This is a genomic window from Streptomyces sp. NPDC058295 (assembly GCF_042880655.1).
In the GTDB taxonomy this organism is placed as follows: domain Bacteria; phylum Actinomycetota; class Actinomycetes; order Streptomycetales; family Streptomycetaceae; genus Streptomyces; species Streptomyces coriariae.
Genome location: NZ_JBHVYO010000030.1, coordinates 43,883 through 70,457, shown reverse-complemented (window position 1 = coordinate 70,457; position 26,575 = coordinate 43,883). Strand labels below are relative to the sequence as shown.

Sequence of the window (26,575 nt, the reverse complement as noted above, 5' to 3'; positions counted from 1 at the left end):
AGTTGGCGGCGGATGAAGAGGTGGTCGTGCTCAGGAGTCGGTGTCGTCACCGATCCACCAGGCGGCCGTGGAGCCGGGGAGCACCCCGGCCTGGCAGGGGCCGCTGGACAGCAGGGGGATCCCGGGAACGGGCGCCGGAGCGGGCGCCGTTCCGAAGTTGACGGCGCAGACCAGGCCGTCGCCGCGGGTGAAGGCGAGGACGCCGGGCTGGGTGTCCAGCCAGCGCAGCGCGCCCTCGCCCAACTGGGGCAGGGTGGCGCGCAGTTGGAGGCCGTCGCGGTAGAGGTGCCAGAAGGAGCGGGTGTCGGCGAGGGCGCGATCGGTGGCGTACTCGGCGAAGTAGTCGGGCTGCGGCAGCCAGGGTTTGGTGGCGTCGACGCCGGAGGTGAAGCCGAACGGCGAGGCCTGCCCGGACCACGGCAGCGGTACCCGGCAGCCGTCCCGGATACGGGCCCGGCTGCCGGTACGGCGAAAGATCGGGTCGGTGAGCACGTCGTCCGGCAGGTCGACGACCTCGGGCAGGCCCAGCTCCTCGCCCTGGTAGATGTAGGCGGCCCCGGGCAGCGCCAGCAACAGCAGGGCGGCCGCGCGGGCGCGGGCGGCACCGAGGCCGCTGCCCTCCACAGCCGGCTCGCCGTAGCGGGTGACCGTGCGGACCTGGTCGTGGTTGTTGAGGACCCAGGTGACGGTCGACCCCGTTCCGGCGATGTCCTGCATGGCCTCCGTGATGACCTTGCGGAAGGCGTCGGCGTCCCAGGAGGCGCTCAGCAGGTCGAAGAAGAAGGCCTGGTGCAGTTCGTCGGGGCGGACGTACAGCGCGTGTTCGCGGGCCGTCGGGACCGAGACCTCGCCGACCAGGAGCCGTTCACGGCCGTCGTGTGCCGTGTACTCCTCGCACACCGCCCGCCAGCGCCGCCACACCTCGTGCACCTCGGGCTGGTTCCAGGCGAGCGGGTTGACGGAGTCGCGGGTGCGGGCGTCGGCCTCGGGATCCGGCGAGTCGGGCAGCTCGGGGTGCTTGAAGAGGCCGGCGGCGACGTCGATGCGGAAGCCGTCGACGCCCCGGTCCAGCCAGAACCGCAGCGCGCGGTCGAAGGACGCGGCGACCTCGGGGTCGCGCCAGTTCCAGTCGGGCTGTTCGGGCGTGAACATGTGCAGGTACCACTGGCCCGGACGGCCGTCCGCCTCGGTCACCCGGCTCCAGGCCGGGCCGCCGAACATGGCGTGCCAGTTGTTGGGCGGCTCGGCGCCGTCCGCTCCCCGCCCGTCGGCGAAGTGGAAGCGGGCCCGGGCGGGACTGCCCGGCGCCGAGGCCAGCGCCTCGCGGAACCAGGGGTGCTCGCTGGAGCAGTGGTTGGGGACGATGTCGAGCAGCACCTTGACGCCCAGCCGCCGGGCGGCCGCCATCAGCCGGTCGAACTCGGCGAGGTCGCCGAAGAGCGGGTCGACGTCGCAGTAGTCGGCGACGTCGTAGCCGTGGTCGGCTTGCGGGGAGGGGTAGAAGGGGCTCAGCCAGATCCCGTCGACACCCAGTTTCTTCAGGTACGGCAGCCCGGCGCGGACTCCGGCGAGATCGCCGACGCCGTCGCCCGTGCTGTCCAGGAAGCTGCGGACGTACACCTGGTAGATCACTGCGTCACGCCACCAGTGGTGCGTGCCGATGCGCGTGTCCATGCGCGTGTCGATGTGCTGGAGGCTCACCCGTTGGCCTGTCTGTGCGGGCTGACTGTTATGCATGCATGTTATGTAGGCGTTTCACGGGGGTGTCAACGAACAGGCAGCAGCCATCTCACGAGCGCGTGCGACATAATCGGATCTACCTGGGCAAATCACACCCGGTTGATACGTCGGCGTTACCTAACATGTAACTAGGAGAGTCGGTCTCGGCTGAGGAGTGTCAGCCGCGGCGGGAGATGTCCGCCAGCTCCCGGGCCAGCCGCCGTACCGCCGCCTCGGGCGTCGAGTGCCCGGCCATCGCGTCGTGCACGACCGCCTGCACCACCATGCTGACCTGGTCGTAGCGCGGGCTCTTGGGCCGCGGTGCGGCCGTCAGGACGCTCGCGCGCAGGGTCGGCAGGTACGGGAACCGGCGCACCAGTTCCGGGTCCTCGTACAGATCCGCACGTACGGGCGGCAGCGCGCCCCGGGTGAGCACCTGCCGCTGGACGCCCTCGCTGGTGAGGTACGCGATCAGCCGCGCGGCGGTATCGGGGTGCTCGGCATGTGCGTTGACGGCCAGGTTGGAGCCGCCGAGCACGCTGGTGCCGGGCCCGTCACGCCCCGGCAGCGGTACGGCGCCGACCTTCCCGGCGAGCGCGGAGCCCGCGGCGGAGGCGCTGACGTACGCGTAGGGCCAGTTGCGCAGGAAGAGGAGATGACCGTCCTGGAAAGCCTGCCGGGACTCCTCCTCCGTGTAGGTCAGGGCCTCCTTCGGCACCCAGCCGTCACGGACGCCACGGGCGAGGAAGCCGATTCCCTCGCGGGCGGCCGAGTCGACGGTGACGCGGTCGCCCTCGTCGCCGAGGATCGTGCCGCCCGCCGAGTACACGGCCTCCGCCGCGTTGACGGTGAGGCCCTCGTAGGGCAGGAACTGCCCCGCGTAGCCGTCGAGCCCGTGCCGGGGCGCGATGGTCTTCGCGGCCCGCTCCAGTTCGGCCCAGGTGCGGGGCGGCGGCACGCCCTCCGCGGCGAGGACGTCCTTGCGGTAGAGGAGCAGCCCGGCGTTGGTGACGTACGGGACGGCGTACAGCCGGCCGTCGTACGTCGCCGTGTCCACGACCGGCCGCAGGAAGGCGCCCAGCGGGAAACGGTCGCGCGGCAGCGGGCGGATCCAGCCGGCGGCGGCGAACTCCGAGGTCCAGGCGACGTCGATGTTGAGGACGTCGAACCGGCTGCGGGTGCCGCCGCGCAGATCCGTGATCATCTGTGCGCGCGACTCGTCCGCCGAGTCCGGCAGTTCGACGAGGGTGACCTTCTCCCCGGGATGCGCCCGGTTCCAGCCCTGGAGCAGCGGGCCCAGATAGCCGGTGAGGTCGCCCGCGGTGGCGAGGGTGAGCGGTCCGCGACCCTCCAGCCCGCCGGCCGCCCGGGCGCCGGACGCGCCGTAACCGGCCAGGACGACGGCGAGAACGAGGAGGCCCCTACCGGCGGCACGCATCCACCGCATAGGTTCCTCCCAGTACACCGGCACCGGGCACCCTCGCCCGGAGTCAGAGGCTATGTATACCCGTTAGGTATGGGCGATACTAGGGCCTGGAACACAATACGAGGCTGCGAGGAGGACAGCACGAGTGCGCCTGCCCCTCCTGGCCCTGCTGGCACGCGGCCCGGCCCACGGCTACGAGCTCAAGCAGGACCTTGAGCGACTGTTGGGCGCCGCGTACCCTCAGCCGAACATCGGCCAGATCTACGTGACTCTGAGCCGCCTCGAGAAGACGGGGCTGATCGAGGGCGAGGAGGTCGAGCAGTCGAGTCGGCCCAACAAGAAGATCTACCACCTCACGGACGCCGGGCAGGAAGCGCTGCGCGTCTGGTACGAGGAGACGGCGGACGAGCCGCGGTTGCGGGACGAGTTCTTCATGAAGCTCGCGCTCGCCCCGCAGACCGGTCTCGCCGACCAGATCGCCCTGATCAACAAGCAACGACGCCACTACCTGAACACCATGCGCACCCTGTCGAAGCTCGTCACTGGCGAGAACCGCGACAACCGGACGGCCCGGCTGCTCATCGAGGGCGCCATGCTGCACCTGCAGGCCGACCTCGACTGGTTGGAACGCTGCCAGGAAGAACTGGAGGAGCCGGAGTGAACGACACCCCCACTCCTGCGCTGCGGGCCGAGGGTCTCGTGAAGACCCACCACGGCGAGGGCGCGCCCGCCCATGCCGTACGGGGGGTGGACCTGTGCGTGCGGCAGGGCGAGTTCGTGGCCGTCACCGGTCCGTCCGGCGCCGGGAAGTCGACGCTGCTGCATCTGCTCGGCGGCCTCCAGCGGCCGGACAGCGGCAGCATCTGGCTGGACGGCGTGTGCACGGACCGCTACAGCGAGGCGCAGTGGGCCGTGGCGCGCCGGCGCCGGATCGGCGTCGTCTTCCAGTTCTTCAACCTGGTCTCCAACCTGTCCGTCGCCGACAACGTCGAGCTGCCCGCGCTGCTGGCCGGGGTCTCCCCCAAGCGGGCCCGCGCGGAGCGGGAGGAACTGCTGGCCGAGCTCGGCCTGACCGGCAAGGAGCGGAGCATGCCCGGTGAGCTGTCCGGCGGCGAACAGCAGCGGGTGGCACTGGCCCGGGCCCTGGTGAACCATCCGCCCCTGCTGCTCGCGGACGAGCCCGCGGGCAGTCTGGACAGCAAGGGCACCCGCGAGGTGACCCGGCTGCTGTCCCGGTTCCACCAGCGCGGCCAGACCATCCTGCTGGTCACCCATGACGCGCGCATGGCGAGCACCGCGGACCGGGTGATCAGCTTCTTCGACGGGCGGATCGCCGACGACGCGACGCTCGACGGCACGCTGTCGCCCCGCAAGGGGATATCCGCGGTGCTGGAACTGAAGGACTGAACCCATGCGAGCCACGCTGCGCTGGGCGCACTCGGACCTGCGGACGCATCGCGGTGAAGCGCTGTTCCTGGTGCTCGCCACCGCCGGCGTCGTCACCTCCCTGCTGCTGGCGGCGGCGCTCTTCGGATATGCGACGAACCCCTGGGAGCGGGTCTTCACCCAGTCCCGTGGCGCACATGTGTCGATCCACACCGGCCCCTCGGCCGAGGTGGCCAAGCTCGCCGGGCTGCCCGGCGTCGAGTCCGTCGCCGGCCCCTACCCCACCGCTTCCACCACGGTCGCCTCCCGCGGCGCCCGTGCCTCCGTCGAGCTGCGCGACACCACCGAGCGACCCGCGGTCGGACGGCCCCTGCTCGTCTCCGGCCGCTGGCTCGACCCGGCGGCCCCCGACGGAGTGGTGCTGGAGAGCAGCCTCGCCCGGGCGCTGCTGGCCGAGCCCGGAGATGTGCTCACCCTGCCGGGCGGCGCCGCGCCGCTGACCGTCCTCGGTGTCGCCGACAGCCCCGAGCCGCGCTACCGCCAGGGTGAGCAGCCGGGACTGGCCTGGGCGCTGCCGTCCACCGTGCCGCGCGCCGGCACCGATCGCGGCCAGGTGATCGGGCTGCGCCTGACGGAACCCGGGGACACCGACTACGCCGTCCAGCGCGCCGTCACCGTGCTCGGCGCCGGCGCCGTGCGCGAGGTCGCCACCTGGCAGCAGGCGCGAGCCGAGGCGCAGGGCGACGACCGGCTGCTCGGCCAGATACTGGGCCTGTTCGGTCTCGGCGCGCTCGTCGCCGCCGGACTCGCCGTGCACGGGGCCATCGGTACCCGCATCCGGGGGCATCTGCGGGACATCTCGATCCTCAAGGCGATCGGTTTCACACCGGGCCAGGTCACGCGGGTCTTCCTGCTCCAGCATCTCGCCTACGCGCTGCTGGGCGCCGTGGCCGCGGCAGCACTCACCCAGGCGCTGGGCAGCCGGCTGCCGGGGCGGCTGGGTGACGCGGTCGGGGTGTGGCAGGGGCTGCCCGGACACGCGGCGACCCTGGTCGTGGTGCCGGCCGGAGTGGTGCTGTTCATCGGCGCGACCACCGGGCTCGCGGCGTGGCGGGCGGGACGGGTGCCGCCGGTTCCGGTACCGCGGACCGCGGCCCCCGCCGGGGGACGCCTGTCGGGCGTGGCGCGTCGCGCGCTCGGCCTGCGGCTGCCGCCCGCGCTGGTCCTCGGCTGGCACAAGGCGTTCACGCGTCGCCCGCGTTCGCTGGCCACGATCGCCCGACTCGCGCTGCCCCTGACGCTGATCGTGGTGGCGATGAGCGCGTGGACGACCATCGACCGCTTCCACCGCACACCGCAGGAGATGGGGTTGGCGGCCGCGCTCACCGTCCGCGCCGACGACGGTCCGAGCGACGCCGCGACCCGGAGGCTTCTGGCGCTGCGTCCCGAGGTCGCCGCCGCCTATCCGGGCGTCGAGGTGGCGGCCCTGGTGCCGGGCCAGACGGCGACGATCGCCCTGCGCGGTCTAGGCACCCGTACGGATCCGTACCCCTACACGCTGGCCGAGGGCCGCCCCGCGCACGGTTCCGACGAGGCGGTGGCAGGGCAGGGACTGCTGGACCTGCTGGACGTCCGGGTCGGCGACTGGGTGCGCATGACCGTGAGCGGCCGGCCCCAGATCCTGCACATCGTGGGCCGCAGCATCGAGCCGGAGAACGCCGGCCGGGTCATCTCCACGTCGCTCGACACCCTCCGGGAGAACGACGCCGAACTCCGGCCGACCCTGTACCAGGTCCGGCTGCGGGACGGTGCGGATCCGCACCGCGTCGCCGCCGAACTGAGCGCCGCGGCCGGGCGTGGACAGCTGGACGTGCACACCGTGACGAACCCCGCCGACGGTCTGTCGCCGCTGCGCAGTGTCGTCGTCGGCCTGCTCGGCGTGCTGGCGCTCATCGGGCTCGTCGATCTGCTGACCATCATCGGCGGTGCGCTGCGCGAGAGCGAACGGGATCTGCTCGCGTTCAAGGCGATCGGCCTGTCGCCCCGGCAGATCACCGCGATCACCGTGACGGCCACGGGTTTCACCGTGGGCGCCGCGGTCGCCGTCGCCATCGCTCTGGGGCTTCCCCTCTCCTCCTGGCTGATCGACGCCCAGGGCCGGTCGAGCGGCATCGGAGCCGGGATCGCACAGGCTCCGTCCCCCGTCGCGCTGTCCGCGTTCGGCGGGGCGGCACTGCTGGGCGCCCTGGCGCTGGCGGCGCTGCCGGCGACCCGCGCCACCCGGCGCCGGCTCGCTGACACCATGAGCGCGGTGGCGTAGTCCGTGTAGGACCTGTCCGGCGCATCATGCTCGCGTCAGGCAAGTGCGTCGGGCCGTAGGTCTTCCGCACCCGTCCGACCGCCGGTGGTCCGACCGTCCGATCGGGTGTCAGGGGCGGCGGCGAGCCGTGACGATCCAGGCACGCGAGTCGAAGTACACGCCGCCGTCGGTGTGGTGGGCGTCGAGGGTGGTGCGCAGCCGTGTGCGTGCTTGGTCGGCCGCCGCGGGGTCGAGGCCGGCAAGCAGTTCCTTGACTTCCCACAGGCGGAGCACGGCATCGAAGGCGATGGCGTCGTCGGGGCCGTAGTAGACAGGTTCGCGCACATCGGTGAAGCCGACCTCCGCGAAGCCGGCTGCCGTCAGGATGCCTTCCGTGACAGTCGGGTCGGCGAGTGAGAACGGGTTCGGTCCGTGGGGTGGGGCCGCTGCGGCGGTGAGGCTCCGGCGGATCGCGGTGGCCCACTCGTTGCGGTCGCGCTCCTGCCAGACCAGCAGCACCAGGCGCGCCGCGGGGCGCAGCGCCCGCCCGATGTTGGTGAACGCGGCGACCGGGTCGGCGAAGAACATCGTTCCGAACCTGCTGATACAGAGGTCGAAACGCTCCGGTGGAAAGGGGTGGACCTGGGCGTCGGCCTCCTGGAAGGTGACATTGGCCAGTCCCTGGTCGTCGCTGAGCCGGCGGGCTCGTTCGAGCATGGGTGCGGAGAGATCGACGCCCAGCGCGCTTCCGTCGGCGGCGGCACGGGCGGCCTCGCGCGTGGACTGGCCGGTGCCGCAGCCGATGTCGAGCACCCGGTCGCGAGGGCCGACGCGGGCGGCGGCGCGGAAGACTTCGTTGTGCAGGCGCAATTCCGCGTCGTAGTCGAACAGGTCGGACATCACCGTCACCGGGTCCTCTCGATACTGATGTCGGCCGGGCCGCCGCGAGGTACGCCCCGCACCTGGTCCCGCGACACTGTTTCCGGCGAACGGCGCGGCGGTTCGACGCTACCGTGGTCGGCCGCCGCCTGTGTGCTGGAGCAGGGCCGGGACGAACACGTCCCACAGCGGCTTCGGCAGGTCGTGGCCTGCGCCCTCCAGGATCAGCAGCGTCGCGCCGGGAATCGCGTCGCGCAGGGCATGTCCGTGCGGGAGCGGGAACACCGGGTCGTGGTCGCCGTGTACCACCAGGGTCGGCGCCTCGACGGCGGCGAAATCGCGGGACGACCCGTCGAAGCTCATCGCGTAGTGGTTGACGAGGGTCGACGCGATATTGCGAGTTCGGGCCACGTCCCGCTCGACCAGCGCGCGCGTGGCCGCCTCGTCGAAGTAGGGCGAGCCGCCCGAGCACGCCTGGGCCGAGGCGACGACGAAGTCCACCACCGCGCCGGAATCGGCGGGGTCCGGGTCTGCGGGAATGCCGCCGTCGAGTTCCTCCGACGGGGGCGGGAGTCCGTCCTCGCCCGTGGAGGTGGAGACGAACGTCAGTGACTCCACCCGGTCGGGGTGGTCCACCCCGATGATGAGCCCGATTCCGCCGGACATGGACCGGCAGACGATGTGTGCGCGCTCGACCCGCAGGGCGTCCAGGATGCCGAGCGCGTCTCCTGCCAGGTCGGTGTACGTGTAGCCCGGCCGCCCCGGCGGGTAGCTGGTGGATCTGCCGGTGTCCCGGTTGTCGTAGCGGATCACGAACCGGTTGCCGTGCGCGATCTGTTCGCACAGTTCGGTTTCCCACCACAGCATCGAGGCGGTCGCACCGTCGATGAGCAGGATCGCCGGGTTCGCGGGGCTTCCGAAGGTCTCGAAGCACAGCCCGACATCGTCGATCTCGACGAACTGCTCGCCGGGCGAGGGGTGATCGGTCATGAACGCCACGCTAGAGCAAGCGGTCCGGTGCTCCCGGCCCAGCTCGACGGCGCACCGATGGTGGCGTACCCGCCGATCTGCGACCGGGCCCGGATGGAGCAGGCGCTCGCCCGTCACGGCGTTCGGCCGCACATCGTGTCCCGCACCGCGGGCAACGAGACCGCGCTGTCGATGGCGCCCGCCGCCATGGGTTCGGCGGTCCTGCCCCAACTCACCGTCCACAGTGCCGACTTCGGCTCCGACGCGTCGCTGCGCGTGCACGCACTCGAGCCGGAACTCCCGCCACGCGAAGATCTTCCTGCTGGGGCAGGCACATCGCACTCGCTCCCCGCTCGCGGCACGGGCGATCGAGATCGCGGTGAAAGTCGCGGGCGGGATCGACGAGGGCCTCTGACCCGATGCCGAGCGCCTCTGACCCGATCGGGCGCGAGCGATCTTCTCGGGGCGTGGGGGCGCCACGACCTCCCCGGCCGGCCGTACGTCCGATGCCCTCGCCCCTATCGCGTTGTGACCGCAGGAGCGCCGCCATAGGGTCGCCGACATGTCTCTACGTCTTCGTATGCGTCAAGCACTGCCGGAAGCCATGCGCGCCCGTGACAAGGTCGCGGTGAGCGCCCTGCGCACGACACTCGCGGCGCTGGACAACGCCGAGGCGGTTCCCGTGGGCGAGGTGGAGCTCCGCGGCTCGGCCCTGGAGCAGTCGCCGGTCGGTGCCGGCGCCACCGAGGCGGCGCGGCGTGAACTGAGCGAGCAGAGTGTGCTGGCCGTGGTGCGCGCCGAAGCCGACGAACGTCTCGACGCAGCAGCGCGGTTGACGGCACCCGCGCACGCCGACCGTGCCGCGCTGCTCCGCGCGGAGGCCGCCGTACTGCTCCGCTTCCTGGAGGCTCCCGGGCCCGCATGACACCCCTCCGACACCCCTGGAAGGACGCCCCCTCCGACGTGGATCGCTGCCGCGAGGCTTGCCGCCCGGTACCGGCACCGGTACGTTCCGCAACTTACTACTGACGAGTAAGCTGCGCGTTCCCGGAGATTGGAGTCGTCGTGGTCCGCAGGTTCACCGTGTCCGACAGCATCGTGATAGAGGTCCCGCCGGAGGCGGCCTACGAGGCGGTCAGCCGGCCCGCGCAGATGGGACGGTGGAGTCCGGAGAACCTCGGGGCCACCGTGTCGGCACCGGACACGTCGGCCGCGCTGGGAACCACGTTCGAGGGCCGGAACAAGCGGGGGGCGTTCCGCTGGGTCACGCGGTGCACGGTGACGGCGGCGGACTCCGGGCGCCGCTTCGCCTTCCGTGTGCACGCCATCGGGCTGAACCGGCCGCGGCTGCGAGGGCCGATCGCCACCTGGGAGTACCGCTTCGAGCCCGAAGGCGGGGCCACCCGCGTCACGGAGACCTGGACGGACGACCGGCGGGCATGGCCGTCCGCCGTCGCCCATGCCTTCGACCGGGTCGCCACCGGCGGCCGGACGTTCGCCGACTTCCAGACGGACAACATCGCCAGGACGCTGCGCAACCTGAAGCGCGAGCTCGAAGCAGAGTCCCCTTCCTGATCCCGCCGGCCCGGCCCGTCCCGTCCCTGGACGGCACGAAGACGGGGGCCGGGCTAGGCCCGGGCGGCACGCCGGGCGGCGCGGGCCACGGGCAGGTAGCGCAGGCGTTCGGGCAGCAGCGGGACGACGGTACGGACGACGAAGCCCACAGCGTGCATCCTGCGCTCGTCCCGCGCCGTCCACGTCACCCCCAGACGGTCACGGACGACGGGCGGCAGCAGACCGGTCGTGACGAAGACGTGGAGCCGGGCCAGCGGCGGGCGGAACAGGGGCCAGAGCCTGCGCACGAGAGCGCCCGAGCCGTCGGGCGGGGGAACCGGCCGCCGCGGGTCGAGCAGTTCACGTACGACCACCGTGTTCTCCAGCTCGTCCCGGACCATCCGCTCGAAGTACGGCCAGTACTCCTCGGGCGTGGCCGGCATGTCCCGGCGTCCGATGCCGAGGATGTCGCCGAGCCGGAGCAGTTCGTCGTACAGCCGGCGTTCCTCGCCTTCGTCGAGCGGACGGGACAGATACCGGGCGGACGACAGGAAGGTCGGGTAGGCGGTGGCGTGCACCCAGGCGTAGTGGGCGGGGGTGAGCGCGTGGTACGGGCGGCCCCGGGTGTCGGTGCCGCTGATGCTCCTGTGCACCGTGCGCAGCCTGTGGCCCTCCTCGATCGCCCGTTCACCCCCGTAGATCCACAGCTGGAGGGATTCCAGGGAGCGGCGCGCCCGGCCCCAGGGGTCGGTGCGGAACACCGAGTGCTCGTCGACGCCGGCTCCGACCGCCGGGTGGGCGACCTGGAGCACGACGGCGGCCGGCAGGGAGAGCAGCAGACGTACGTCACCGGCGATGTCCCAGAGAATCGTTCCCGGACCGAACGGCTCCGGGCCGGGACGGGCGCCGGGGTCGCCTCGTCCGGGTCGGGCGGCGGCGGTCGTGGGGTGTTCGGGACCGGGGTTCACGTCGGCACGCTCCCAGGGAACGGTGGGTGACCATCTCGTCGTAGTAGTCGATGAACGCGGGCCAGTCCGGCGGAAGGTACTGCTCCTTCAGACCCCGTACGCGGCCCACGTCCCGCATCCCGCGGCAGTACTCGTTCAGTTAGCAGCAGCCGGGGTGCCATCAGGGTGGCGCGGGCGTCGCCGACCCAGCGCCGGACGACCCCTCCCCCGCGCGGCGCCCGGATCTGCGCGGATATCTCAACAACCGCTGAATGCAGCCGAAATGATCGGTCTGACGTGGGCGGCACGCCGATCATGACGCCTCCGTTCCTCCGTCGCGTCCGGAGTATTGGCGCCCCCGCCCGTGAGACAAGTCAATAGCTTTTGTATCTTCGACTCTCTCGACGCCACCCCATATACGAGATCCCGGCCTACAGCCCTAAGGGTAAGGAAAACACCACGAGGGATAGAAATGCACATAGTGTCCGCCTCTCAGCCCACCGCGCAGGGCATGTCGTCCTTCCCCTCCTCCATCGGCGGGCGCGGGCCTGTTCCTCGTCGTCCAGTTCGATGCAGCCGGCCGGGCCTCGACGACCTGTTTGCGCGGCAGAGCCGATGGTGCGCGTCGCAGTCTCTTTCCTCCTCAACTGACGGCCGCGGGCAGGACCGGCTTGGCGCCGTAGGTCAAGCCCTCGCGCCGCTGCTCGACGCCTGACCCTGCGCGCGGTCAGCGCCGGGAGTGCAGCCACCGCATGAGCGCGACGGCCCTGGCCTTCGTCGCGGCCGGGGTCGCGAACGACGTCAGATCGACCGGCGGAGCGAAGCCCCGGACGGTCACCGCCTGCCGTCTCTCGTAGCCGTCAGAAGCACTGCTTGCCGGAACGGCTGAACTCGATCTCCAGCTTCTCCAGGCCGTGCGCCCCCACAGGCGGGACGCGGTAGACAGGGGAGTAGCGGGGCTGGTTCGGGACCGACTCCGGAAGCGTGGGGCAGTCGATTGCCACGACAGCCATGCTGCCCAGCATGAGTGACCACGCGCCGGTCAGCTGCGGGCGGGCCTCCTCTTCCAACGGGTCGATCCGGTGTGCCGAACTCATGGTCGAAGGTTGGGCGGGAGACGATGAGTCTCGGCGCGGCCCAAGTGAGCGCGAGTACGCCGGGCGGGCAGAGTCAGAACCCCATTGATCACCCGATGGTGATCACTCCGACGGCCCCCGCGCATACCGCCGCGAGCAAGGAACGACTCCGGCAGGTCCCACTCCGCATGGGTGAGATCCTCACGGGCCGTACCACCGGCCTGAGTCGGGCGTTCAGCGCGTGGGAGTCAGTTCTGCCGCCTGCTGCGGCTGCTCCTCCACGGGCGCCGCAGGCCCGCCGAACCATGCCACCGCGACCGCACCTGCCACCGCCAGGACGAAGCCGAGCATCGCCATCCAGGCGAGACCAGCCCGTGAGGCGTCGCCGAGCCAAAGCACGCCGATTGCGCCGGGCAACACGGTCTCGCCGACGACCAGGGCCGCCGTGGCCGCGTTGACCGAACCGATCTGCAAGGCGACGGTGTGCAGGTACATCCCACCTACGCCGGCGGTCACGATCGCGTACAGGGCGGGATCCGTCAGCACGGCGGCCAGATCGAAGGGGGTGATGCCGTTCAGGACACGGACGCCCACGCCGAGCGCGCCGAATCCGAGTCCGGACAGCAGTCCGGCAAGGATCGCGGCGCGGGGGCCGAGGAGGCGTACCGCGAGCGTGCCGCCCACCATCAGAGCAAGCGAGATCCCCAGGAGCCACCAGTGCGTGGCGACCGGGATACCGTCTCCACTGCCCTCCTCCCCCGCCGCCGTCGCAAGCAGAACGAGCGCCACGCAGACCACGCCGATGGACGTCCACTCGGCGCGAGTCAGCCGGATACGGAGGAGCCTGACGCTCAGCACCGCGGTGATGATCAGGTTGGCGCTGATCACGGTTTGCGAGAGGAACAGGGGCAGCAGCCGAGCAGCCAGTGCACCCAGTGCGAATCCCACGAAGTCCAGGACGGTACCGACGACGAATTCCCAGGTCATCGCGGCCTTCGCGGTGGAGGAGAGGCTGGGCCCCCCGTACTGGGTGCTGGCAGTGGTGGCCGCACCGCTCCGCGCGGACCTGCGGGACCCGATGGCTTGCAGGACTGAGCCCGTGCCGTAACAGACGGATGCCGCGACGGCGGTCAACAAGCCGATCAACACGATGTGCTCCGTTCCTGATGGGCACCGACTCGGCGCCATCTCGGTTGACGAGACGGCTCATGGCCATGCGGCGTTGCCTCGCTGCCGGCTTCGCCGCCCGCCCGTTCCGTGACCCGGGTGGCGGCGAGACGGAGAACATCGCAACGCCGGCCATTTCCTGGCCGAATACTGCGTGCACGGAAGGGTGTGGGCGGCGGAGCGCGGGCTTGGCGTCCAACGACAGCGTCACCTTCCCCGGCGGAGCCACTGACTGCGGCACTCCCTGAAACGCGCCACCGCGTCTCAACACCGGGTGCCTGATGATCGGAGCTCGGCGGCGCCGTGGTCGCGGGTGGGCACGAGCGTGCCGCCGACGATGAGCACTGGGCCGGCGCGGAAGCGCTGCCGATGCTGGAGCGCCGGAACGGCCCACCGTGGTCGACGATGTGCTCGGCAGCTGACGCAGGAAGCGCGCTCCGCACACCAGCCGACCCGCCCGGGCGGCGACGTCGTGACGTCGGGCCGTACTACCTCGCGCAGGCCGCCTGACGCAGGTGCTCACCCCCGCAGCTCCGCTGCAGCCCGCCCCTGGGCCCGGCAGTGCCCTGTCCGGGGCTCCCCGCCACGCGTCGCGTCACGGATGGAACCGCCACCGGCCTTCCGAAACGACATCCACCTTGCCGTCCCTGACGCGAAGGGCCGTGTCGTCGTCGATGAAGTAGATCGGGAAGTCCGCCCGCGCAGCGATGCGATCAGCCCAGGCGTCGTCCCGCTCGGGGAAGTCCGGCGAGTACAGGTGGGGCTTGAGATACCAGTCGAAGAGGCCGAACGGCGGCTCCACCGTCGTCGCGCCGAGCACGTGCAGGTCGGTGGCGTCCCCGATGACGTCGGCGGAGTGTCCGGTGAGATGACGGCTGAAGATCATCGATCCGGCGCTGACCCCCACATAAACCCGTCCCTCCAGCGCCTCCAGGAATCCGTCGGCCAGGCCGTTGCCGGTGATGCTGCGCGCGAGGTGGTAGTGGCTGCCGCCCTCGACATAGATGACGTCGGCGTGGAGCAGCCGGTCGAGCACCATCTGCCGGGGCAGGCCGTTCAGCTCCAGGACGTCGAACTCCCGCCAGCCGAGGCCGTGCAGGCGGTTCATGTCCTCGACGACCCATCCGTGGTCCCCGGGCTCGGCGACCGACGCCGTGGGAACGAACACGACGTTCGCCGATCCGAACGGCTTGCCCAGCATGTCTCGCAGCGCGTCCCGCAGTGTCTCGTTGCGCAGGCCACTCGCCGTCAGCAGAAGGTTCATCGGGCGAGCCAAGCACGGCTGACAAGCCCGCGCAACGAGCCCAGGATCCACCAGGGCCGCCATGGCACGGCCCCTGTCAGGAGCAGGCACTGACAGCTCACTGGATCAGGTCGGTGTGGGAAGGGAACTCCGGGCGGACGTACAGCCGCAGATGCGGCGATCTCGTCGATCAGACGGCGGCGAGGGCGTCGGCCGGGGCGTATCGACGGCCCTCCGGCAGTACGTTTCGCAGCGCGTCGGCGATGCCGGACATCCGTACCGTGCGGGTCACCCCGCCTGCGCCGGGCAGCAGCCCGAAGGTCACCTTCGGCAGGCGCACGCGGGCGTCGGGCCTGCCGGTACCACGCGGTGGTGGCAGGCGAGCGCGATCTCGTAACCGCCGCCCGGGGCCGCGCCGTTGACGGCGGCCACGACCGTGCGGGCGGGCATCGCCCAGGGGGTGTTCACCACGCCCGTCCCGGCCGACACGGGCCGAGCTGCCCTGATCATGTGCCAGGGGGTGGCCGCCTGGTACCGGGCCGACGGCCCCTCTTCGCGCGGCGGAGAACGCCGAGCGGCGCATCCTTCTCTGCCTCGGCATGGTGGGCCGCGCGGAGGCGGCCGGACCTCGCCCGCTCTGACGGCCCGTCACGGCACCGTGATCACGGCCTTGCCGCGCGCATGCCCCCGTTCCAGATGCCGCACGCCGTCGGCCGCGTCGGCCAGTGGGTAGGTCCGGCCGATCACCGGGGTGAGTCTGCCCGCCTCGATGAGCGCGGTGACGGCGAGCAGGTCCTCCCGGGTCGGTCCGGCCGGGGCCGATGGGAGGATCGTGCGGAGCTGTTGCCGGACGAACCCGTTGACCGCGATCACCCGGAGCATGGAGCCCACCGCCCCGAAGACCCGGCCGGGCGAGCCGCCGCCGTTGGCCACGAGTGCGCCTGTCGGGGTGAGGACCTGACGCAGCCGGCCCAGCGGGTGGTTGCCGACGTTGTCCAGGATCACGTCGTAGCGCTCGCGCCCTTCCGTGAAGTCGTCCCGGGTGTGGTCGACGATGTGCGCGGCGCCGAGGGAGCGCACCAGGTCGACGTTGGCAGTGCCGCACACCCCGGTGACCTCCGCGTCCAGGGCCACCGCGATCTGCACGGCGAACGTCCCGACGCCACCGGCGGCTCCGTTGATCAGCACCCGCTGCCCGGCCCGTACCTGGCCCACGGTCCTGATGCCACGCAGGGCGGTCACCGCCGCCATCGGCACCGCAGCGGCCTGCTCGAAGGTCAGGCCCGCGGGCTTGGGGACGAGGAGATCCGCGGTGGTGCTCGCGTACTCGGCGAAGGAGCCGTGGCAGAAGCCCAGTACCTCGTCGCCCGGCCGGAGGCCTGGTACGTCGGCGCCGACCGACTCGACCTGTCCGGCGACGTCGATGCCGGCCACCCGGTACTTCGGCCGCGTCCGCCCCACGCCTCCCATCAGCCGCGCCACGTAGGGATCGCCGCGCAGCATGTGCCAGTCGTAGGGGTTCAGCGCGGCGGCGCGCACTCGTACCGACACCTGGCGGGCCGAGACCTCGGGCCGGTCGGTGTCCACCAGCTTCAGGATGTCCGGCGGGCCGAACCTCTCCTGCACGATCGCCTTCATCGAGTCGCCCCCTCTGTCACGGCATCGATGGCCGAGGATCCCCCGACAGATACCTTCGACCCCACGGGTGTACGCCGTACACCTCTGTCGGGCACGGTAGGTGTACGGCGTACACCCGTCAAGGGGGAGGGAAGGAGGAACGACGGTCAGGTCGTGGACAGGAGCCGTTCGAGGCCGTCCAGCGTCAGGTCCAGAGCGAACTCGAACTCGAACTGGTCGTCGCAGCCCGCGCCGACGACGGACTCCGGGTCATGGGCGACCGCCGTGGCCAGTTCGGTGATGTGCGGGTAGCGCGCGGCCATCTCCTCGGGCGGCAGCGCGTCCGGGTCCGGCTCACCGCTGTCGGCGCTGTCCTCGAAGAGCTCCTGGGAGAAGCCGAGCAGACGACTGCCCATGACATGCATCGCGTGATGGACCAGGCGGATCGAGAAGCCCCCGGCCCGGAAGATCCCGATCATCGAGTCCAGGTACGCCATCACCGCGGGGGTCGGAGTGGCCCGCGCCTTCGTCCGCGACTCGATGACCGCGGGCGCCCACGGGTGGCGCAACAGCATGCTGCGGGCCGACAGGACCCGCCGGCGCACGGTGGTCTTCCAGTCGGTGTCGTAGGCCGGCGGGTCGATCTCGTCCATGAGGACGTCGATCATGCCGTCCAGCAACTCGTTCTTGTTGGCCACGTGCTTGTACAGCGCCATCGGCACGACGCCGAGCGCCTGGGCGATGTTGCGCATGCTGAGCGCGTCGACTCCGCCTTCGTCGGCCAGCGCGACGGCGGCACTCAGCACCCGTCCCCTGCTCAGCGGCGGGCGGGACTGCGCGGCGACGCCCACCTTCGTCGTGATCTCCACCATCTCCTCTGCCGTTCGACGACGCCGTCAGGGCGCCGGGCGGGACAACAGCGTATGCGTGAAGGGGGTGACGGGGCGTTCGAGGCGCTCGCCGTCGACGGTGAGGTCGACCGCCTCGTTGTAGAAGGCGAGCAGCTCACCGATGGCGGCCACGGCGGGCACCGGCGTGGGGTAGCTCCACACGATGTCGGGCGGGACGTCCGCCTCGCCGGTCCAGGACCAGTACCTGGCGGTGCCCTTGTAGGGGCAGCCGGTGCGGTGGTCGGTGGGGGCGAGCAGGTCCAGGCGGACGTCCTCGCGGGGGATGTAGTAGCGGGTGGGCAGGCCGGTCTCGAAGAGGAGGACCGGGCGGCGGGTGTCGGCGACGACCGTGCCGTCGATCTCGATCCGGACGTGCCGGCTGCTGGGCAGGGCGTCGACACGTTTGTGCGGGTCGCGGGGGTGGACGAAGATCTCCTCCTCTTCCTCGTACCAGTGGTCGAGTCCCCTGCCCGTGCGCCGGAACCACTCGAAGGCGAGGTGACCGGCCAGGTCCTTCGCGGGGAAGGTCCAGGCCGCGTTCTCCAGCAGCTCGCCGGCCACTTCGAGGTCGTAGAAGACCCGCGAGCCCGTGTGCGTGCCGACCGGCGGGTTCTTCGCCGGCCGCAGCAGGTCCTCGCGGACCTCCTCGCGCGGGAAGGCGTACAGGGGCACCGGCACGCCGGGCTCCCACACGAGGACGGGATGCCGGCTGTCGACGACGGTGAACTCGCCCTTGCGGCCCCGGACCCAGCGCGGGCTGGGCTCCCAGAGGAGGCCTTCAGGGGTGGTGCGTACGGAGTCGGCGGTACTGAGCCTGGTCATGTCCGTTCCTCCCTCGAACGCTCCGCTCGTCCTCCGCGTTCCCCGAACGGGGACCCCTCTCACCGTCCGTCCAGTGCCTCCGGTTCGTCGGCGCCGCTGTAGGTGAACGACCTGAAGAGCACCTCGCCCGCGGAGCAGGTGAGTCCGATCGTCCGGCCCGTCATGCCCGCGGCGACCTCGGTCGAGAGGTACCGGCCGTCGATACGGCCGAGTTCCCGGAATCCCTCCGTGCCGTGGAGGCCGGCGACGACTTCGTCGGGCCCCATGTCGGTGCCGAAGGGCGTGGCGGCGCTGTGCGGTACGACGCGCAGTTCGAGGGTCGTCCCGCCGGTGGCGGCGGTCTCCGTGGCGGCGGCTTCGCCCAGCACCGCGTGCGCCGCGCCGATCCGGGCGACGGCACGCACACGGCCGTCCGCCACTTCGACGCGCACGGCGTGACGGGCGTCGATCCGCAGCTCCAGTCCTCCGGATCCGCCGGGTCCCCCGGCGGCGCCGGCGGTGACCACCGTTGCCCGCGCCCGCAGGTAGAGGTGTTCCTGGCGGCGGCCCACGAAGGCCGGGCCGGCCGTCGCGGTCAGTCGTCGGCCGTGTTCCGTCGCCTTCAGCACCTCGGCGGGGAACGCGCCGGGCGCCACCCAGGACGGGGGCAGGGGTTGCCCCGCTTCCGTGAGGTGCTCGGTGAGCTCCGGTGCGCCGTCCGGCTGGATCGGTTCGGCGGTGCCGGGCCAGCCCTCGCTCCAGCGCACCTCGCAGGCGAAGGTCTCCCGGCCGAGTACGTGCCACTCGGGACTGCTGCCGCGCGGCCGCACGCCCAGGTAGACCATCGCCCACGTACCGTCGGGACGCTGCACGAGGTCCGCGTGACCGGTGCTCTGGACGGGGGCGTCGCTGCCACGCGCGGTGAGGATCGGATTGCCGGGGCACGCCTCGAAGGGGCCGGACGGCGAGGGACCCCGGGCGAGGGTGACGGCGTGACCGCGTTCGGTGCCGCCCTCGGCGATGAGCAGGTACCAGAGCGCGCCGATGCGGTAGAGGTGGGGGCCCTCGGGGAACTTGCCGCCCGCCCCCTGCCACAGCCGCCGTCGCTCGGTGAGCAGGGCGCCGGTCCGCGGATCCAGCACGGCCTGCACGATCCCCTCGCCGAAGCGGGTCCAGGTCAGCAGGCAGGCGCCGTCGTCGTCCCAGGCGAGGTCGGGGTCGATGCCCAGCGCGTCGGGGATCCACACCGGGTCCGACCAGGGGCCGGCCGCGTCTTCGACGGTGACCAGGAACATCCTCGGCTCGCCCACCAGGGGGGTGCTGATCATCCAGAAGCGGCCGTCGTGATGGCGAAGGGTCGGCGCCAGGATGCCTCCCGAGGCCGACACCCCCTCCAGCGGCAGCTGCGACGGCCGGTCGAGCGCGTGGCCGAGGTGCTCCCAGGTGCGCAGGTCGGTCGACCGGTGGATCGGCACTCCCGGTGCGTATTCGAAGCTGGAGTTGGCGAGGTAGTACACGTCTCCCACCCGGCAGACGCTGGGGTCGGGATGGAATCCGGGGAGGACCGGACGGACGGGCAGCTGCACGGCGTGGCTTTCTGGTGGTCGGTCGGGGGTGGAGTGAGGGGCGGGCCAGGGGTGGGCGTCCGGTCCGCTCAGACGGCCACCTCGGCCTCGGTCACCGCGTCGTCGGTCTCGGGGTCACGCAGCGGCGGGATGAACAGGGAGAGCACCAGGGCCAGCAGGGTGACGAGGGCGCCGAGCCAGAAGATCCAGGCGTAGCCGGCGTCCTGGTAGAAGGCGGTGCCGTCGACCACGGTGCTGTGTGCGCTGAGGAGGGCGTACGCGCCGGCGGTGACGATGGCGCCGAACAGGCTGATCAGCATGTTGAGCATGCCGCTGCCCAGCCCCTGCTCGTCACGGGAGACGACGCCGACCACGAGCACCGGCGCTCCCGCGACCACGACACCGGCGCCGACGTTGGCGACGCAGGACGACAGGGAGAGTTCCAGCTCGTCGCCGTGGAAGAAGCCGACGAGCGCGTAGCCGACGGCCATCACCGTCAGGCCGGCGATCCAGACCTTGCGCGGGTCCAGGCTGCGCAGGAAGCGGCTGACGAGGATGCCGGTCCCGAACATCACCAGGTTCCAGCTCACGCTGACCACGGCGTTGTGCTGCGCCGTCCATCCCAGTCCGTCCGAGACACCGGGGATGTGCGGGAAGAGGGCGAGCAGAATGGCCAGTCCCGGCATCGTGAACGCGACGGTCTGGGCGAGGCCGCCGGCCGTGAGCGCCAGGGCCACGGGGCGTCGGCGCAGCACCGTCAGGTCGAGGATGGGGTGGGCGCTGGCCCGCTCGACGAACAGGAACGCGATCAGGGCGGCAGCGCCGGCACCGATCCAGCCGAGCGTCCGGGCGTCCGTCCAGCCCCAGCTCTGGCCCTGCCCGACGGCGTAGATCACGGCGGTGAGACCGCCGCCGAGGACCAGTCCGCCCAGCCAGTCGAAACCCGAGCCGAAGGCGTGCCGCGGCGTCTCCGGCACCAGTACGGCGACCAGCAGGAACGCGACGGCGGTGGCGGCGGCGAGGAACCACAGGGCGCCGCGGTAGCCCCATTGGTCGACGAGCCGTCCCGCGAGGAAGGGCGTGCCGAGGGCGACCAGTCCCACGCTGCTGCCGATCATTCCGCTGGCCGACTTGACCAGCCGACGCGGGAAGATGTCGCGCACCGCGGCGAAGGAGAGGGCGCCGAACGGGCCGTAGAAACCGGCGATCGCGCGGCCGACCAGCACCAGCCAGAACTCTCCGGCCAGGGCGGCGAGCGCCTCCCCGCCGGCACCCAGCGCCATCATGGCGAGCATGACGCGCTTCCTGCCGTACAGGTCGCCCAGCTTGATGGCGAACGGCGTCAGCAGGATGCTCACCAGGGTGAGCGTGAGGCCGAACCACGCCACCTGGGTGGTGTGGAAGCTCTGCGCGACGCTCGCGGTGGCGTTGGCGCCGAGAATTCCGCCAGCGGCCAGCAGCTGGGTGGGCCAGGCGAGCGCGATCAGCACCGCGACCAGGCGGAGGTTCCAGCCTCCGCCGGTCTTGGCGGACGGCGCGGTGTCGAGTGAGGGGCTTGGCGACGTCGGTGTCATGCCAGCCCTCCTTTCACGGAGGTGCCGAAGGGAGTGAGAGGAGCTGTGGGGGTGCGCGGAGGATCGAACCCGCCGTGACACGTCGTTCACCAGGAGGCAACAGCGTGGCAATCCGTCGTCGCGTGACGTCGATGATGACCCGAACACCTAGTGCTTACTAGGTGTTCGAAGAGTGACCCATGTCACACACATGTCCGGCACTCCTCGACCGCCATGGACCCCTCACAGCGCCCCGGTACCGTTCTTCCATGGCGACACCCAGAGGACCGCGCGGCGGCTACACGGCAGGCCGGGCACGGCGCACCCAGATCCTCGAGGCGGCCCTGCTGCGCTTCGGACAGGACGGCTACCGCAAGACCTCGCTCGCCCGTATCGCCCGGGACGCCGAGATCACCGACGCCGGACTGCTGCACCACTTCCGCGACAAGCAGCAGCTCCTGCTGGCCGTGGTCGAGCACTGGCACGACCGCATGGACACCCAGTGGCAGCGGGTGTCGGAGTCGGTGCGGGACGCGTTCCGCTGCCATGTGGAGGACACCGCGGAGACCCTCACCATGCCGGGCATGGTGGAGCTCGCCGTCGTCGTCTCCGCCGAGGCGACCGCCCCGGACCATCCGGCCCACGAGTTCTTCGCCCACTGGCAGGAGAAGGGCGTGAAGGAGCTCGCGGAGCGACTGCGCGCCGGAAGCCACAACGGCGAACTCCTGCCCGATCTGGACCACGACGGCATCGCGCGCGAATGCGCGGCCGTCGACGCCGGACTGCGGCAGCAGTGGCTCGCCTCCGGCCGCTCCTTCGACCTCATCCCGGTGATGCACGCCCACCTGGACCGCCTGATGCGCTCCATCTCCGCCGACGGGCATGGGCTGTAGGGCGGCTCGGGCAAGGCAGCCGGGGCAAGGCAACTCGGGGCGATCCCGTACCCGCAGCACCCTTACGCGCGGCGCCCCTACGCACGGCACCCTCGCGCCCGGCAAGGACTCACCATCGGCGGCCCGCAACGGCACTTGAGATGTCATGCCCATGCCCATTGAGCCCATGTGATTCACGTCATACAGGCCAACACCTAGCGTTCACTAAGTATTGGCGCGCATGATCGAGCCTGCTCATCTCCGTCCCGGTCCCACGGGACCCCACGCACCCGACACCAACGCCCACGGCGCCGAGGACTCGACATGCCCCACCCCTGGACCGCCCGCGTCATCTCCCCCTCCCGGCCGGCACTGCCGTCCGCCACCGCGGCCCGGCCGGCCGCTCTGCTGCGCGGCGAGTTCACCGTGCGGGCGGCGGTCAGAGCGGCCCGGCTCTGCGTCACCGCGCTCGGCGTCTACGAGCTGGAACTCAACGGCGCCGTGGTGGGCGACCACGTCCTCGCCCCCGGCTGGACGAGCTACCGGCACCGCCACCGCTACCAGGTCTTCGACGTGACGGACCTGCTGCGCGAGGGGGCCAACGTCTGGGGGGCACACCTGGCGGACGGCTGGTACCGGGGGCTGCTCGGCTTCAACGGCGGTACCCGGAACATCTACGGCGAGGACACGGGCCTGCTCGCCGAACTGCGGATCGAGTACACCGACGGCAGCGCCCACACCGTCACCACCGGCGGGGACTGGCGCTGGAGCGCCGGCCCCGTGACGGCGGCGGGTCTGTACGAGGGCGAGGAGTACGACGCGCGCCGCGAGCAGGCCGGGTGGAGCGAGCCGGGCTTCGACGACTCGGCCTGGGCGCCGGTTCGACTCCTGCCGTTCGACACCTCCGTGCTCTTCGAGGCCGACAGCCCGCCCGTGCGCCGTATCGAGCATGTCGCCCCGGTCGCCGTCACCACCTCCCCCGCCGGCCGCACCCTCGTCGACCTCGGCCAGAACCTGGTCGGACGGCTGCGCATCCGCGTCCGGGGCGAGGCGGGCCGAACCGTCACCCTGCGGCACGCGGAGGTCCTGGAGGACGGCGAACTCTGCACCCGTCCGCTGCGGCACGCCACCGCCACCGACCGTTACACCCTGCGCGGCGACGCGGACGGCGAGGTGTGGGAACCCCGCTTCACCTTCCACGGCTTCCGCTACGCAGAGATCGACGCCTGGCCCGGCGAGCCGGCCCCGGCCGACGTGAGCGCCGTCGTCCTGCACAGCGACCTGCGCCCCACCGGCTGGTTCTCCTGCTCCGACGCCTCGCTGAACCGGCTGCACGAGAACGTGGTGTGGGGCATGCGCGGCAACTTCCTCGACGTCCCCACCGACTGCCCGCAGCGCGACGAGCGGCTCGGCTGGACCGGTGACGTGCAGGTCTTCGCCCCCACCGCAGCCTTCCTCTACGACGTCCGCGCGTTCCTGCGCTCCTGGCTGTGCGATCTGGCCGCCGACCAGCGCGACGACGAGCGGGGCGTCCCGCCGGTGTTCAGCCCCGCCATCCCGGTGATCACCCCCGTCGCGATCCCGCCCGGCAATCCGCCGATGGCCGGATGGTGCGACGCGGCCGTGATCGTCCCCTGGGTGCTGTACGAGCGCTACGGAGACACCGAGGTGCTGCGCGCCCAGTACGCCTCCATGCGCGGCTGGGTCGACGCGGTCGACCGCCTCGCCGGAGACGGCCGGATCTGGGGTGAGGGCTTCCAGTTCGGCGACTGGCTGGACCCGGCCGCGCCCGCCGACGACCCCGGACGATCGACGACCTCCTCCAGCCTGGTCGCCACCGCGTACTTCGCACACTCGGCCCGGCTGCTGGCCCGTACCGCCCACGTGCTGGCGGAGAAGGACGACGCCGAGCACTACGGCGCCCTGGCCGACTCGGTCCGCGACGCCTTCCGGCACCGCTTCCACGCCGGCGGCGGGCAGCTGGTGGAGGAGACCCAGACCGCGTACGCCCTGGCCCTGTGCTTCCGACTGCTGGAGGACGCCGCCGAACGCGCCGAGGCCGGACGCCGGCTGGCGGACCTCGTGGCGTCGGGAGACCACCGCATCGGCACCGGGTTCCTCGGCACCCCGCTGGTGTGCGACGCGCTGACCGACACCGGACACGTGGACACCGCCTTCGGACTGCTGACGCAGCGCTCCGCCCCGTCCTGGCTGTACCAGGTGGACATGGGCGCCACGACCGTCTGGGAGCGCTGGGACAGCATGCTTCCCGACGGCAGCGTCAATCCCGGCGAGATGACCTCCTTCAACCACTACGCCCTCGGAGCGGTCGCCGACTGGATGCACCGCACCGTCGCCGGTCTGGCACCCGCCGAACCGGGCTACCGCCGACTCCTGGTCCGTCCCCGCCCGGGCGGCGGCCTCACCTGGGCCCGCGCCGCGCACGAGACTCCGTACGGCCGGGCCGAGACCGCCTGGCGCGTCGAGGGCGACCTGCTTCTGCTGGACCTCCTCGTGCCGCCGGACACCTCCGCCCTGGTCGACCTGCCGGGCGCCGAACCCGTGACCGCGGGACCCGGACGGCACACCTTCCACACCCCGCTTCCGCGGCGACGGTCCCAGCCACAGCCCCACACGTGACGCACGGCCGCACAGGCACCGAGACCTCCGTGCGCGCGACCGCCCTCGCACGGCGCCTCGCCGCCGCTGCTCCGCCGGCCGCCGACCCCGCGCCACCCCGTACTCCCCCACCCGCGAACCCCCACCCATGGAGCAAGCAGTGACCCACCCGTACCAGGACCCCCGTAACAGCGTCACCGAGCGCGTGAGCGACCTTCTGGCGCGCATGACCGTCGAAGAGAAGGCCGGGCTGCTCTTCCACCACGCCATCGGCATCGGCGAGCGGCCCGCACCCGCCGGGCGCACCGCCGAGCAGATGATGTCCGAGAGCCTGATGTCCCACTTCAACCTGCTCGGATCCGGTAGTCCGCGCGAGATGGCAGGCCTGCACAACCGTCTCCAGCAACTGGCCGCCGACACCCGCCTCGGCATTCCGGTCACCCTCTCCACCGACCCCCGCCACGCCTTCACCGACAACCCGGGCACCGCGATGCTGGCCGGCCCGTTCTCCCAGTGGCCGGAGTCGCTGGGCCTCGCGGCCGTCGGCGACGCCGAACTCGTACGGCGGTACGCGGACATCGTGCGCCGCGAGTACCTGGCCGTCGGCCTGCGGGTCGCCCTGCACCCGCAGATCGACCTGGCGACCGAGCCCCGCTGGGCGCGCGGCTCGGGCACGTTCGGCGAGGACGCCGACCTGACGTCACGCCTCGTCGCCGCCTACATCGAGGGACTGAGCGGACCGGGCGACGGCCTCGGCGCCGACAGCGTCGCCGCGATGGTCAAGCACTTCCCCGGGGGCGGACCGCAGAAGGACGGCGAGGACCCGCACTTCCCCTACGGCAAGGAGCAGGTCTACCCCGGCGGCCTCTTCGACTACCACCTCAAGCCCTTCAAGGCCGCCATCGACGCGGGCGCCACCCAGGTCATGCCGTACTACGGCATGCCCGTCGGCACCGAGCACGAGGAGGTCGGCTTCGGCTTCAACCGCGGCATCATCACCGGACTGCTGCGCGAGAAGCTGGGCTTCGACGGCATCATCTGCACCGACTGGGGCCTGGTCACCGACCAGTTGGTCATGGGCGAGCCGCACCTGGCGCGAGCCTGGGGCGTGGAGGACCTCTCCCCCGCCGAGCGGCTGCTGAAGATCCTGCACGCGGGCGCCGACCAGGTCGGCGGCGAGTCCTGCCCCGAACTGATCGTGGACCTGGTGCGCACGGGCCGGCTCGAGGAGTCGCGGCTCGACGCCTCCGTGGTCCGGCTGCTCGGCGAGAAGTTCCGCCTGGGCCTGTTCGACGACCGGCGCTACGTCGATCCCGACGCCGCCGAGGAGACCGTCGGCCATGCCGACTTCCACGCCGCCGGCGAGGTCGCGCAGCGCCGCTCGGCCACCCTGCTGAAGAGCGGGCCGCTGCCCCTGTCCGGTAGGCCCCGTCTCTACGTCGAGGGCGTCGATCCGACGACGGCCGCCGAGTACGCCGACCTCGTCGCCGACCCCGCCGACGCCGACCTCGCGGTGCTGCGCCTGACCACGCCGTACGAACCCCGGCCCGGACTGTTCGAGTCCTTCTTCCACGCCGGCCGGCTCGACTTCCCCGAGGAGCGCCTCAAGGAGATCCTCCGCCTGCTCGACGCCGTACCCACGGTCGTGGCGATCCACCTGGAACGCCCGGCCGTCATCCCGGAGATCGCCGACCGCTCGGCGGCACTCCTCGCCGTGTACGGCACCAACGACCGCGCCCTGCTCGACCTCCTGTTCGGCCGGGCAGTGCCGGAGGGCTCGCTGCCCTTCCAACTCCCCCGCTCCATGGCCGAGGTCGAGGCCGGGCACCCCGACGTGCCCCAGGAGAGCGCCGACCCGCTCTACCCCTTCGGCCACGGCCTGCGCTTCACAGCCGGGTCGTGAGTGCCTTCGACCTCTGCCGCCGACCGGATCCGCCACAGCGCTGAACGGATCCGCCGGGTTGCCGGGGCCCAACGCCCCGGCATCGCGCCC

General features: G+C 71.7%; 24 protein-coding genes and 2 pseudogenes. 10 read left to right on the top strand and 16 right to left on the bottom strand.

Annotated features, from left to right (window positions below):
• Positions 1–30: 30 nt before the first annotated feature.
• On the bottom strand, positions 31–1,674 hold the full coding sequence (locus ACFVYS_RS28625) for a glycoside hydrolase family 13 protein (protein ID WP_389506584.1): 1,644 nt from the start codon (positions 1,672–1,674) through the stop codon (positions 31–33).
• 223 nt (positions 1,675–1,897) lie between these two features.
• Entirely contained in the window at positions 1,898–3,166 is a 1,269-nt protein-coding gene (locus ACFVYS_RS28620; protein WP_389506582.1) for an ABC transporter substrate-binding protein, read from the bottom strand.
• A gap of 124 nt (positions 3,167–3,290) precedes the next feature.
• Between ACFVYS_RS28620 and ACFVYS_RS28615 the strand changes: the two genes are divergently transcribed.
• The 3 genes from ACFVYS_RS28615 to ACFVYS_RS28605 are packed head-to-tail and all read left to right on the top strand — an operon-like array spanning position 3,291 to position 6,851.
• Positions 3,291–3,806, top strand: a complete 516-nt coding sequence (locus ACFVYS_RS28615) for a PadR family transcriptional regulator (protein WP_310431145.1) — start codon at positions 3,291–3,293, stop codon at positions 3,804–3,806.
• Complete coding sequence (locus tag ACFVYS_RS28610; RefSeq protein ID WP_389506580.1) at positions 3,803–4,552, top strand: ABC transporter ATP-binding protein; 750 nt, start codon at positions 3,803–3,805, stop codon at positions 4,550–4,552. Before ACFVYS_RS28615 ends, ACFVYS_RS28610 begins: the two co-directional genes overlap by 4 nt.
• 4 nt (positions 4,553–4,556) lie before the next feature.
• A complete protein-coding gene (locus ACFVYS_RS28605; RefSeq protein WP_389506578.1) occupies positions 4,557–6,851 on the top strand; it encodes an ABC transporter permease in 2,295 nt (764 codons plus the stop codon).
• 108 nt (positions 6,852–6,959) lie between these two features.
• Here ACFVYS_RS28605 and ACFVYS_RS28600 read toward each other — a convergent pair whose 3' ends face one another.
• Both ACFVYS_RS28600 and ACFVYS_RS28595 read right to left on the bottom strand, forming a co-directional pair.
• Positions 6,960–7,730 carry a class I SAM-dependent methyltransferase gene (locus ACFVYS_RS28600; RefSeq protein WP_389506576.1) on the bottom strand — a complete coding sequence of 257 codons (771 nt, stop codon included), beginning with the start codon at positions 7,728–7,730 and terminating at the stop codon, positions 6,960–6,962.
• A 108-nt stretch (positions 7,731–7,838) separates the two neighbouring features.
• Positions 7,839–8,699, bottom strand: coding sequence for an alpha/beta fold hydrolase (locus ACFVYS_RS28595; RefSeq protein ID WP_389506574.1), 861 nt, complete (start codon positions 8,697–8,699; stop codon positions 7,839–7,841).
• Between ACFVYS_RS28595 and ACFVYS_RS28590 the strand changes: the two genes are divergently transcribed.
• The 3 genes from ACFVYS_RS28590 (at position 8,688) to ACFVYS_RS28580 (ending at position 10,253) form a co-directional block, all read left to right on the top strand.
• The gene (locus ACFVYS_RS28590) at positions 8,688–9,230 is read left to right on the top strand and encodes a LysR family transcriptional regulator substrate-binding protein (RefSeq protein WP_389506572.1); all 543 of its coding nucleotides are present in this window, start codon (positions 8,688–8,690) and stop codon (positions 9,228–9,230) included. The two genes, ACFVYS_RS28595 and ACFVYS_RS28590, sit on opposite strands and share 12 nt — an antisense overlap.
• 52 nt (positions 9,231–9,282) lie before the next feature.
• Positions 9,283–9,603 (top strand): hypothetical protein, encoded by a 321-nt coding sequence (locus tag ACFVYS_RS28585; protein ID WP_389506651.1) that lies wholly within the window; start codon positions 9,283–9,285, stop codon positions 9,601–9,603.
• Positions 9,604–9,743: 140 nt separating this feature from the next.
• Entirely contained in the window at positions 9,744–10,253 is a 510-nt protein-coding gene (locus ACFVYS_RS28580) for an SRPBCC family protein (RefSeq protein ID WP_389506570.1), read from the top strand.
• 53 nt (positions 10,254–10,306) lie between these two features.
• Here the strand turns inward: ACFVYS_RS28580 and ACFVYS_RS28575 are convergent, their stop codons facing one another.
• The 7 genes and pseudogenes from ACFVYS_RS28575 to ACFVYS_RS28545 form a co-directional block, all read right to left on the bottom strand.
• The gene (locus tag ACFVYS_RS28575; protein WP_389506649.1) at positions 10,307–11,101 is read right to left on the bottom strand and encodes an oxygenase MpaB family protein; all 795 of its coding nucleotides are present in this window, start codon (positions 11,099–11,101) and stop codon (positions 10,307–10,309) included.
• Positions 11,079–11,318 (bottom strand): hypothetical protein, encoded by a 240-nt coding sequence (locus tag ACFVYS_RS28570; RefSeq protein WP_389506568.1) that lies wholly within the window; start codon positions 11,316–11,318, stop codon positions 11,079–11,081. The genes ACFVYS_RS28575 and ACFVYS_RS28570 overlap by 23 nt, the downstream gene beginning before the upstream one ends.
• A 721-nt stretch (positions 11,319–12,039) precedes the next feature.
• Positions 12,040–12,276, bottom strand: coding sequence for a hypothetical protein (locus ACFVYS_RS28565; RefSeq protein WP_389506566.1), 237 nt, complete (start codon positions 12,274–12,276; stop codon positions 12,040–12,042).
• A gap of 213 nt (positions 12,277–12,489) precedes the next feature.
• Positions 12,490–13,404 carry a hypothetical protein gene (locus ACFVYS_RS28560; RefSeq protein WP_389506564.1) on the bottom strand — a complete coding sequence of 305 codons (915 nt, stop codon included), beginning with the start codon at positions 13,402–13,404 and terminating at the stop codon, positions 12,490–12,492.
• Between the two features lie 306 nt (positions 13,405–13,710).
• Positions 13,711–13,844, bottom strand: a pseudogene (locus tag ACFVYS_RS28555) (IS5/IS1182 family transposase); the annotation flags it as partial.
• A 173-nt stretch (positions 13,845–14,017) separates the two neighbouring features.
• On the bottom strand, positions 14,018–14,686 hold the full coding sequence (locus ACFVYS_RS28550; protein WP_389506562.1) for a peptidase E: 669 nt from the start codon (positions 14,684–14,686) through the stop codon (positions 14,018–14,020).
• Positions 14,687–14,838: 152 nt separating this feature from the next.
• Positions 14,839–15,106: pseudogene (locus tag ACFVYS_RS28545) on the bottom strand (enoyl-CoA hydratase-related protein); the annotation flags it as partial.
• Between ACFVYS_RS28545 and ACFVYS_RS28540 the strand changes: the two are divergent.
• Positions 15,102–15,398 (top strand): hypothetical protein, encoded by a 297-nt coding sequence (locus tag ACFVYS_RS28540; protein ID WP_389506560.1) that lies wholly within the window; start codon positions 15,102–15,104, stop codon positions 15,396–15,398. The pseudogene ACFVYS_RS28545 and the gene ACFVYS_RS28540 sit on opposite strands and share 5 nt — an antisense overlap.
• Here ACFVYS_RS28540 and ACFVYS_RS28535 read toward each other — a convergent pair.
• From ACFVYS_RS28535 to ACFVYS_RS28515, 5 genes are all read right to left on the bottom strand, one after another.
• Entirely contained in the window at positions 15,314–16,303 is a 990-nt protein-coding gene (locus ACFVYS_RS28535; protein ID WP_389506558.1) for an NAD(P)-dependent alcohol dehydrogenase, read from the bottom strand. The two genes, ACFVYS_RS28540 and ACFVYS_RS28535, sit on opposite strands and share 85 nt — an antisense overlap.
• A gap of 146 nt (positions 16,304–16,449) precedes the next feature.
• The gene (locus tag ACFVYS_RS28530) at positions 16,450–17,154 is read right to left on the bottom strand and encodes a TetR/AcrR family transcriptional regulator (RefSeq protein ID WP_389506556.1); all 705 of its coding nucleotides are present in this window, start codon (positions 17,152–17,154) and stop codon (positions 16,450–16,452) included.
• 24 nt (positions 17,155–17,178) lie between these two features.
• Positions 17,179–17,994 carry a DUF427 domain-containing protein gene (locus ACFVYS_RS28525; protein ID WP_389506555.1) on the bottom strand — a complete coding sequence of 272 codons (816 nt, stop codon included), beginning with the start codon at positions 17,992–17,994 and terminating at the stop codon, positions 17,179–17,181.
• 59 nt (positions 17,995–18,053) lie between these two features.
• A complete protein-coding gene (locus ACFVYS_RS28520) occupies positions 18,054–19,559 on the bottom strand; it encodes a glycoside hydrolase family 43 protein (protein WP_389506553.1) in 1,506 nt (501 codons plus the stop codon).
• A gap of 68 nt (positions 19,560–19,627) precedes the next feature.
• Positions 19,628–21,112: an MFS transporter gene (locus ACFVYS_RS28515; protein ID WP_389506551.1), complete on the bottom strand. Its 1,485-nt coding sequence runs from the start codon at positions 21,110–21,112 to the stop codon at positions 19,628–19,630.
• 248 nt (positions 21,113–21,360) lie between these two features.
• Between ACFVYS_RS28515 and ACFVYS_RS28510 the strand changes: the two genes are divergently transcribed.
• The 3 genes from ACFVYS_RS28510 to ACFVYS_RS28500 all read left to right on the top strand — a co-directional run bounded on the left by ACFVYS_RS28510 (position 21,361) and on the right by ACFVYS_RS28500 (position 26,485).
• Complete coding sequence (locus ACFVYS_RS28510) at positions 21,361–21,984, top strand: TetR/AcrR family transcriptional regulator (RefSeq protein ID WP_389506549.1); 624 nt, start codon at positions 21,361–21,363, stop codon at positions 21,982–21,984.
• A 303-nt stretch (positions 21,985–22,287) separates the two neighbouring features.
• Positions 22,288–24,603: a family 78 glycoside hydrolase catalytic domain gene (locus tag ACFVYS_RS28505; RefSeq protein ID WP_389506547.1), complete on the top strand. Its 2,316-nt coding sequence runs from the start codon at positions 22,288–22,290 to the stop codon at positions 24,601–24,603.
• A 127-nt stretch (positions 24,604–24,730) separates the two neighbouring features.
• The gene (locus ACFVYS_RS28500; RefSeq protein WP_389506545.1) at positions 24,731–26,485 is read left to right on the top strand and encodes a glycoside hydrolase family 3 protein; all 1,755 of its coding nucleotides are present in this window, start codon (positions 24,731–24,733) and stop codon (positions 26,483–26,485) included.
• Positions 26,486–26,575: the final 90 nt, after the last annotated feature.

Bases quoted from the DNA above. Each gene is read 5' to 3' on its own strand.
- ACFVYS_RS28625 (WP_389506584.1), bottom strand. From the start codon at position 1,674: ATGGACACGCGCATCGGCACGCACCACTGGTGGCGTGACGCAGTGATC.
- ACFVYS_RS28620 (WP_389506582.1), bottom strand. From the start codon at position 3,166: ATGCGGTGGATGCGTGCCGCCGGTAGGGGCCTCCTCGTTCTCGCCGTC.
- ACFVYS_RS28605 (WP_389506578.1), top strand. From the start codon at position 4,557: ATGCGAGCCACGCTGCGCTGGGCGCACTCGGACCTGCGGACGCATCGC.
- ACFVYS_RS28600 (WP_389506576.1), bottom strand. From the start codon at position 7,730: ATGTCCGACCTGTTCGACTACGACGCGGAATTGCGCCTGCACAACGAA.
- ACFVYS_RS28595 (WP_389506574.1), bottom strand. From the start codon at position 8,699: ATGACCGATCACCCCTCGCCCGGCGAGCAGTTCGTCGAGATCGACGAT.
- ACFVYS_RS28585 (WP_389506651.1), top strand. From the start codon at position 9,283: ATGCGCGCCCGTGACAAGGTCGCGGTGAGCGCCCTGCGCACGACACTC.
- ACFVYS_RS28570 (WP_389506568.1), bottom strand. From the start codon at position 11,318: ATGCGGGACGTGGGCCGCGTACGGGGTCTGAAGGAGCAGTACCTTCCG.
- ACFVYS_RS28565 (WP_389506566.1), bottom strand. From the start codon at position 12,276: ATGAGTTCGGCACACCGGATCGACCCGTTGGAAGAGGAGGCCCGCCCG.
- ACFVYS_RS28550 (WP_389506562.1), bottom strand. From the start codon at position 14,686: ATGAACCTTCTGCTGACGGCGAGTGGCCTGCGCAACGAGACACTGCGG.
- ACFVYS_RS28535 (WP_389506558.1), bottom strand. From the start codon at position 16,303: ATGAAGGCGATCGTGCAGGAGAGGTTCGGCCCGCCGGACATCCTGAAG.
- ACFVYS_RS28530 (WP_389506556.1), bottom strand. From the start codon at position 17,154: ATGGTGGAGATCACGACGAAGGTGGGCGTCGCCGCGCAGTCCCGCCCG.
- ACFVYS_RS28525 (WP_389506555.1), bottom strand. From the start codon at position 17,994: ATGACCAGGCTCAGTACCGCCGACTCCGTACGCACCACCCCTGAAGGC.
- ACFVYS_RS28515 (WP_389506551.1), bottom strand. From the start codon at position 21,112: ATGACACCGACGTCGCCAAGCCCCTCACTCGACACCGCGCCGTCCGCC.
- ACFVYS_RS28510 (WP_389506549.1), top strand. From the start codon at position 21,361: ATGGCGACACCCAGAGGACCGCGCGGCGGCTACACGGCAGGCCGGGCA.
- ACFVYS_RS28505 (WP_389506547.1), top strand. From the start codon at position 22,288: ATGCCCCACCCCTGGACCGCCCGCGTCATCTCCCCCTCCCGGCCGGCA.
- ACFVYS_RS28500 (WP_389506545.1), top strand. From the start codon at position 24,731: ATGGAGCAAGCAGTGACCCACCCGTACCAGGACCCCCGTAACAGCGTC.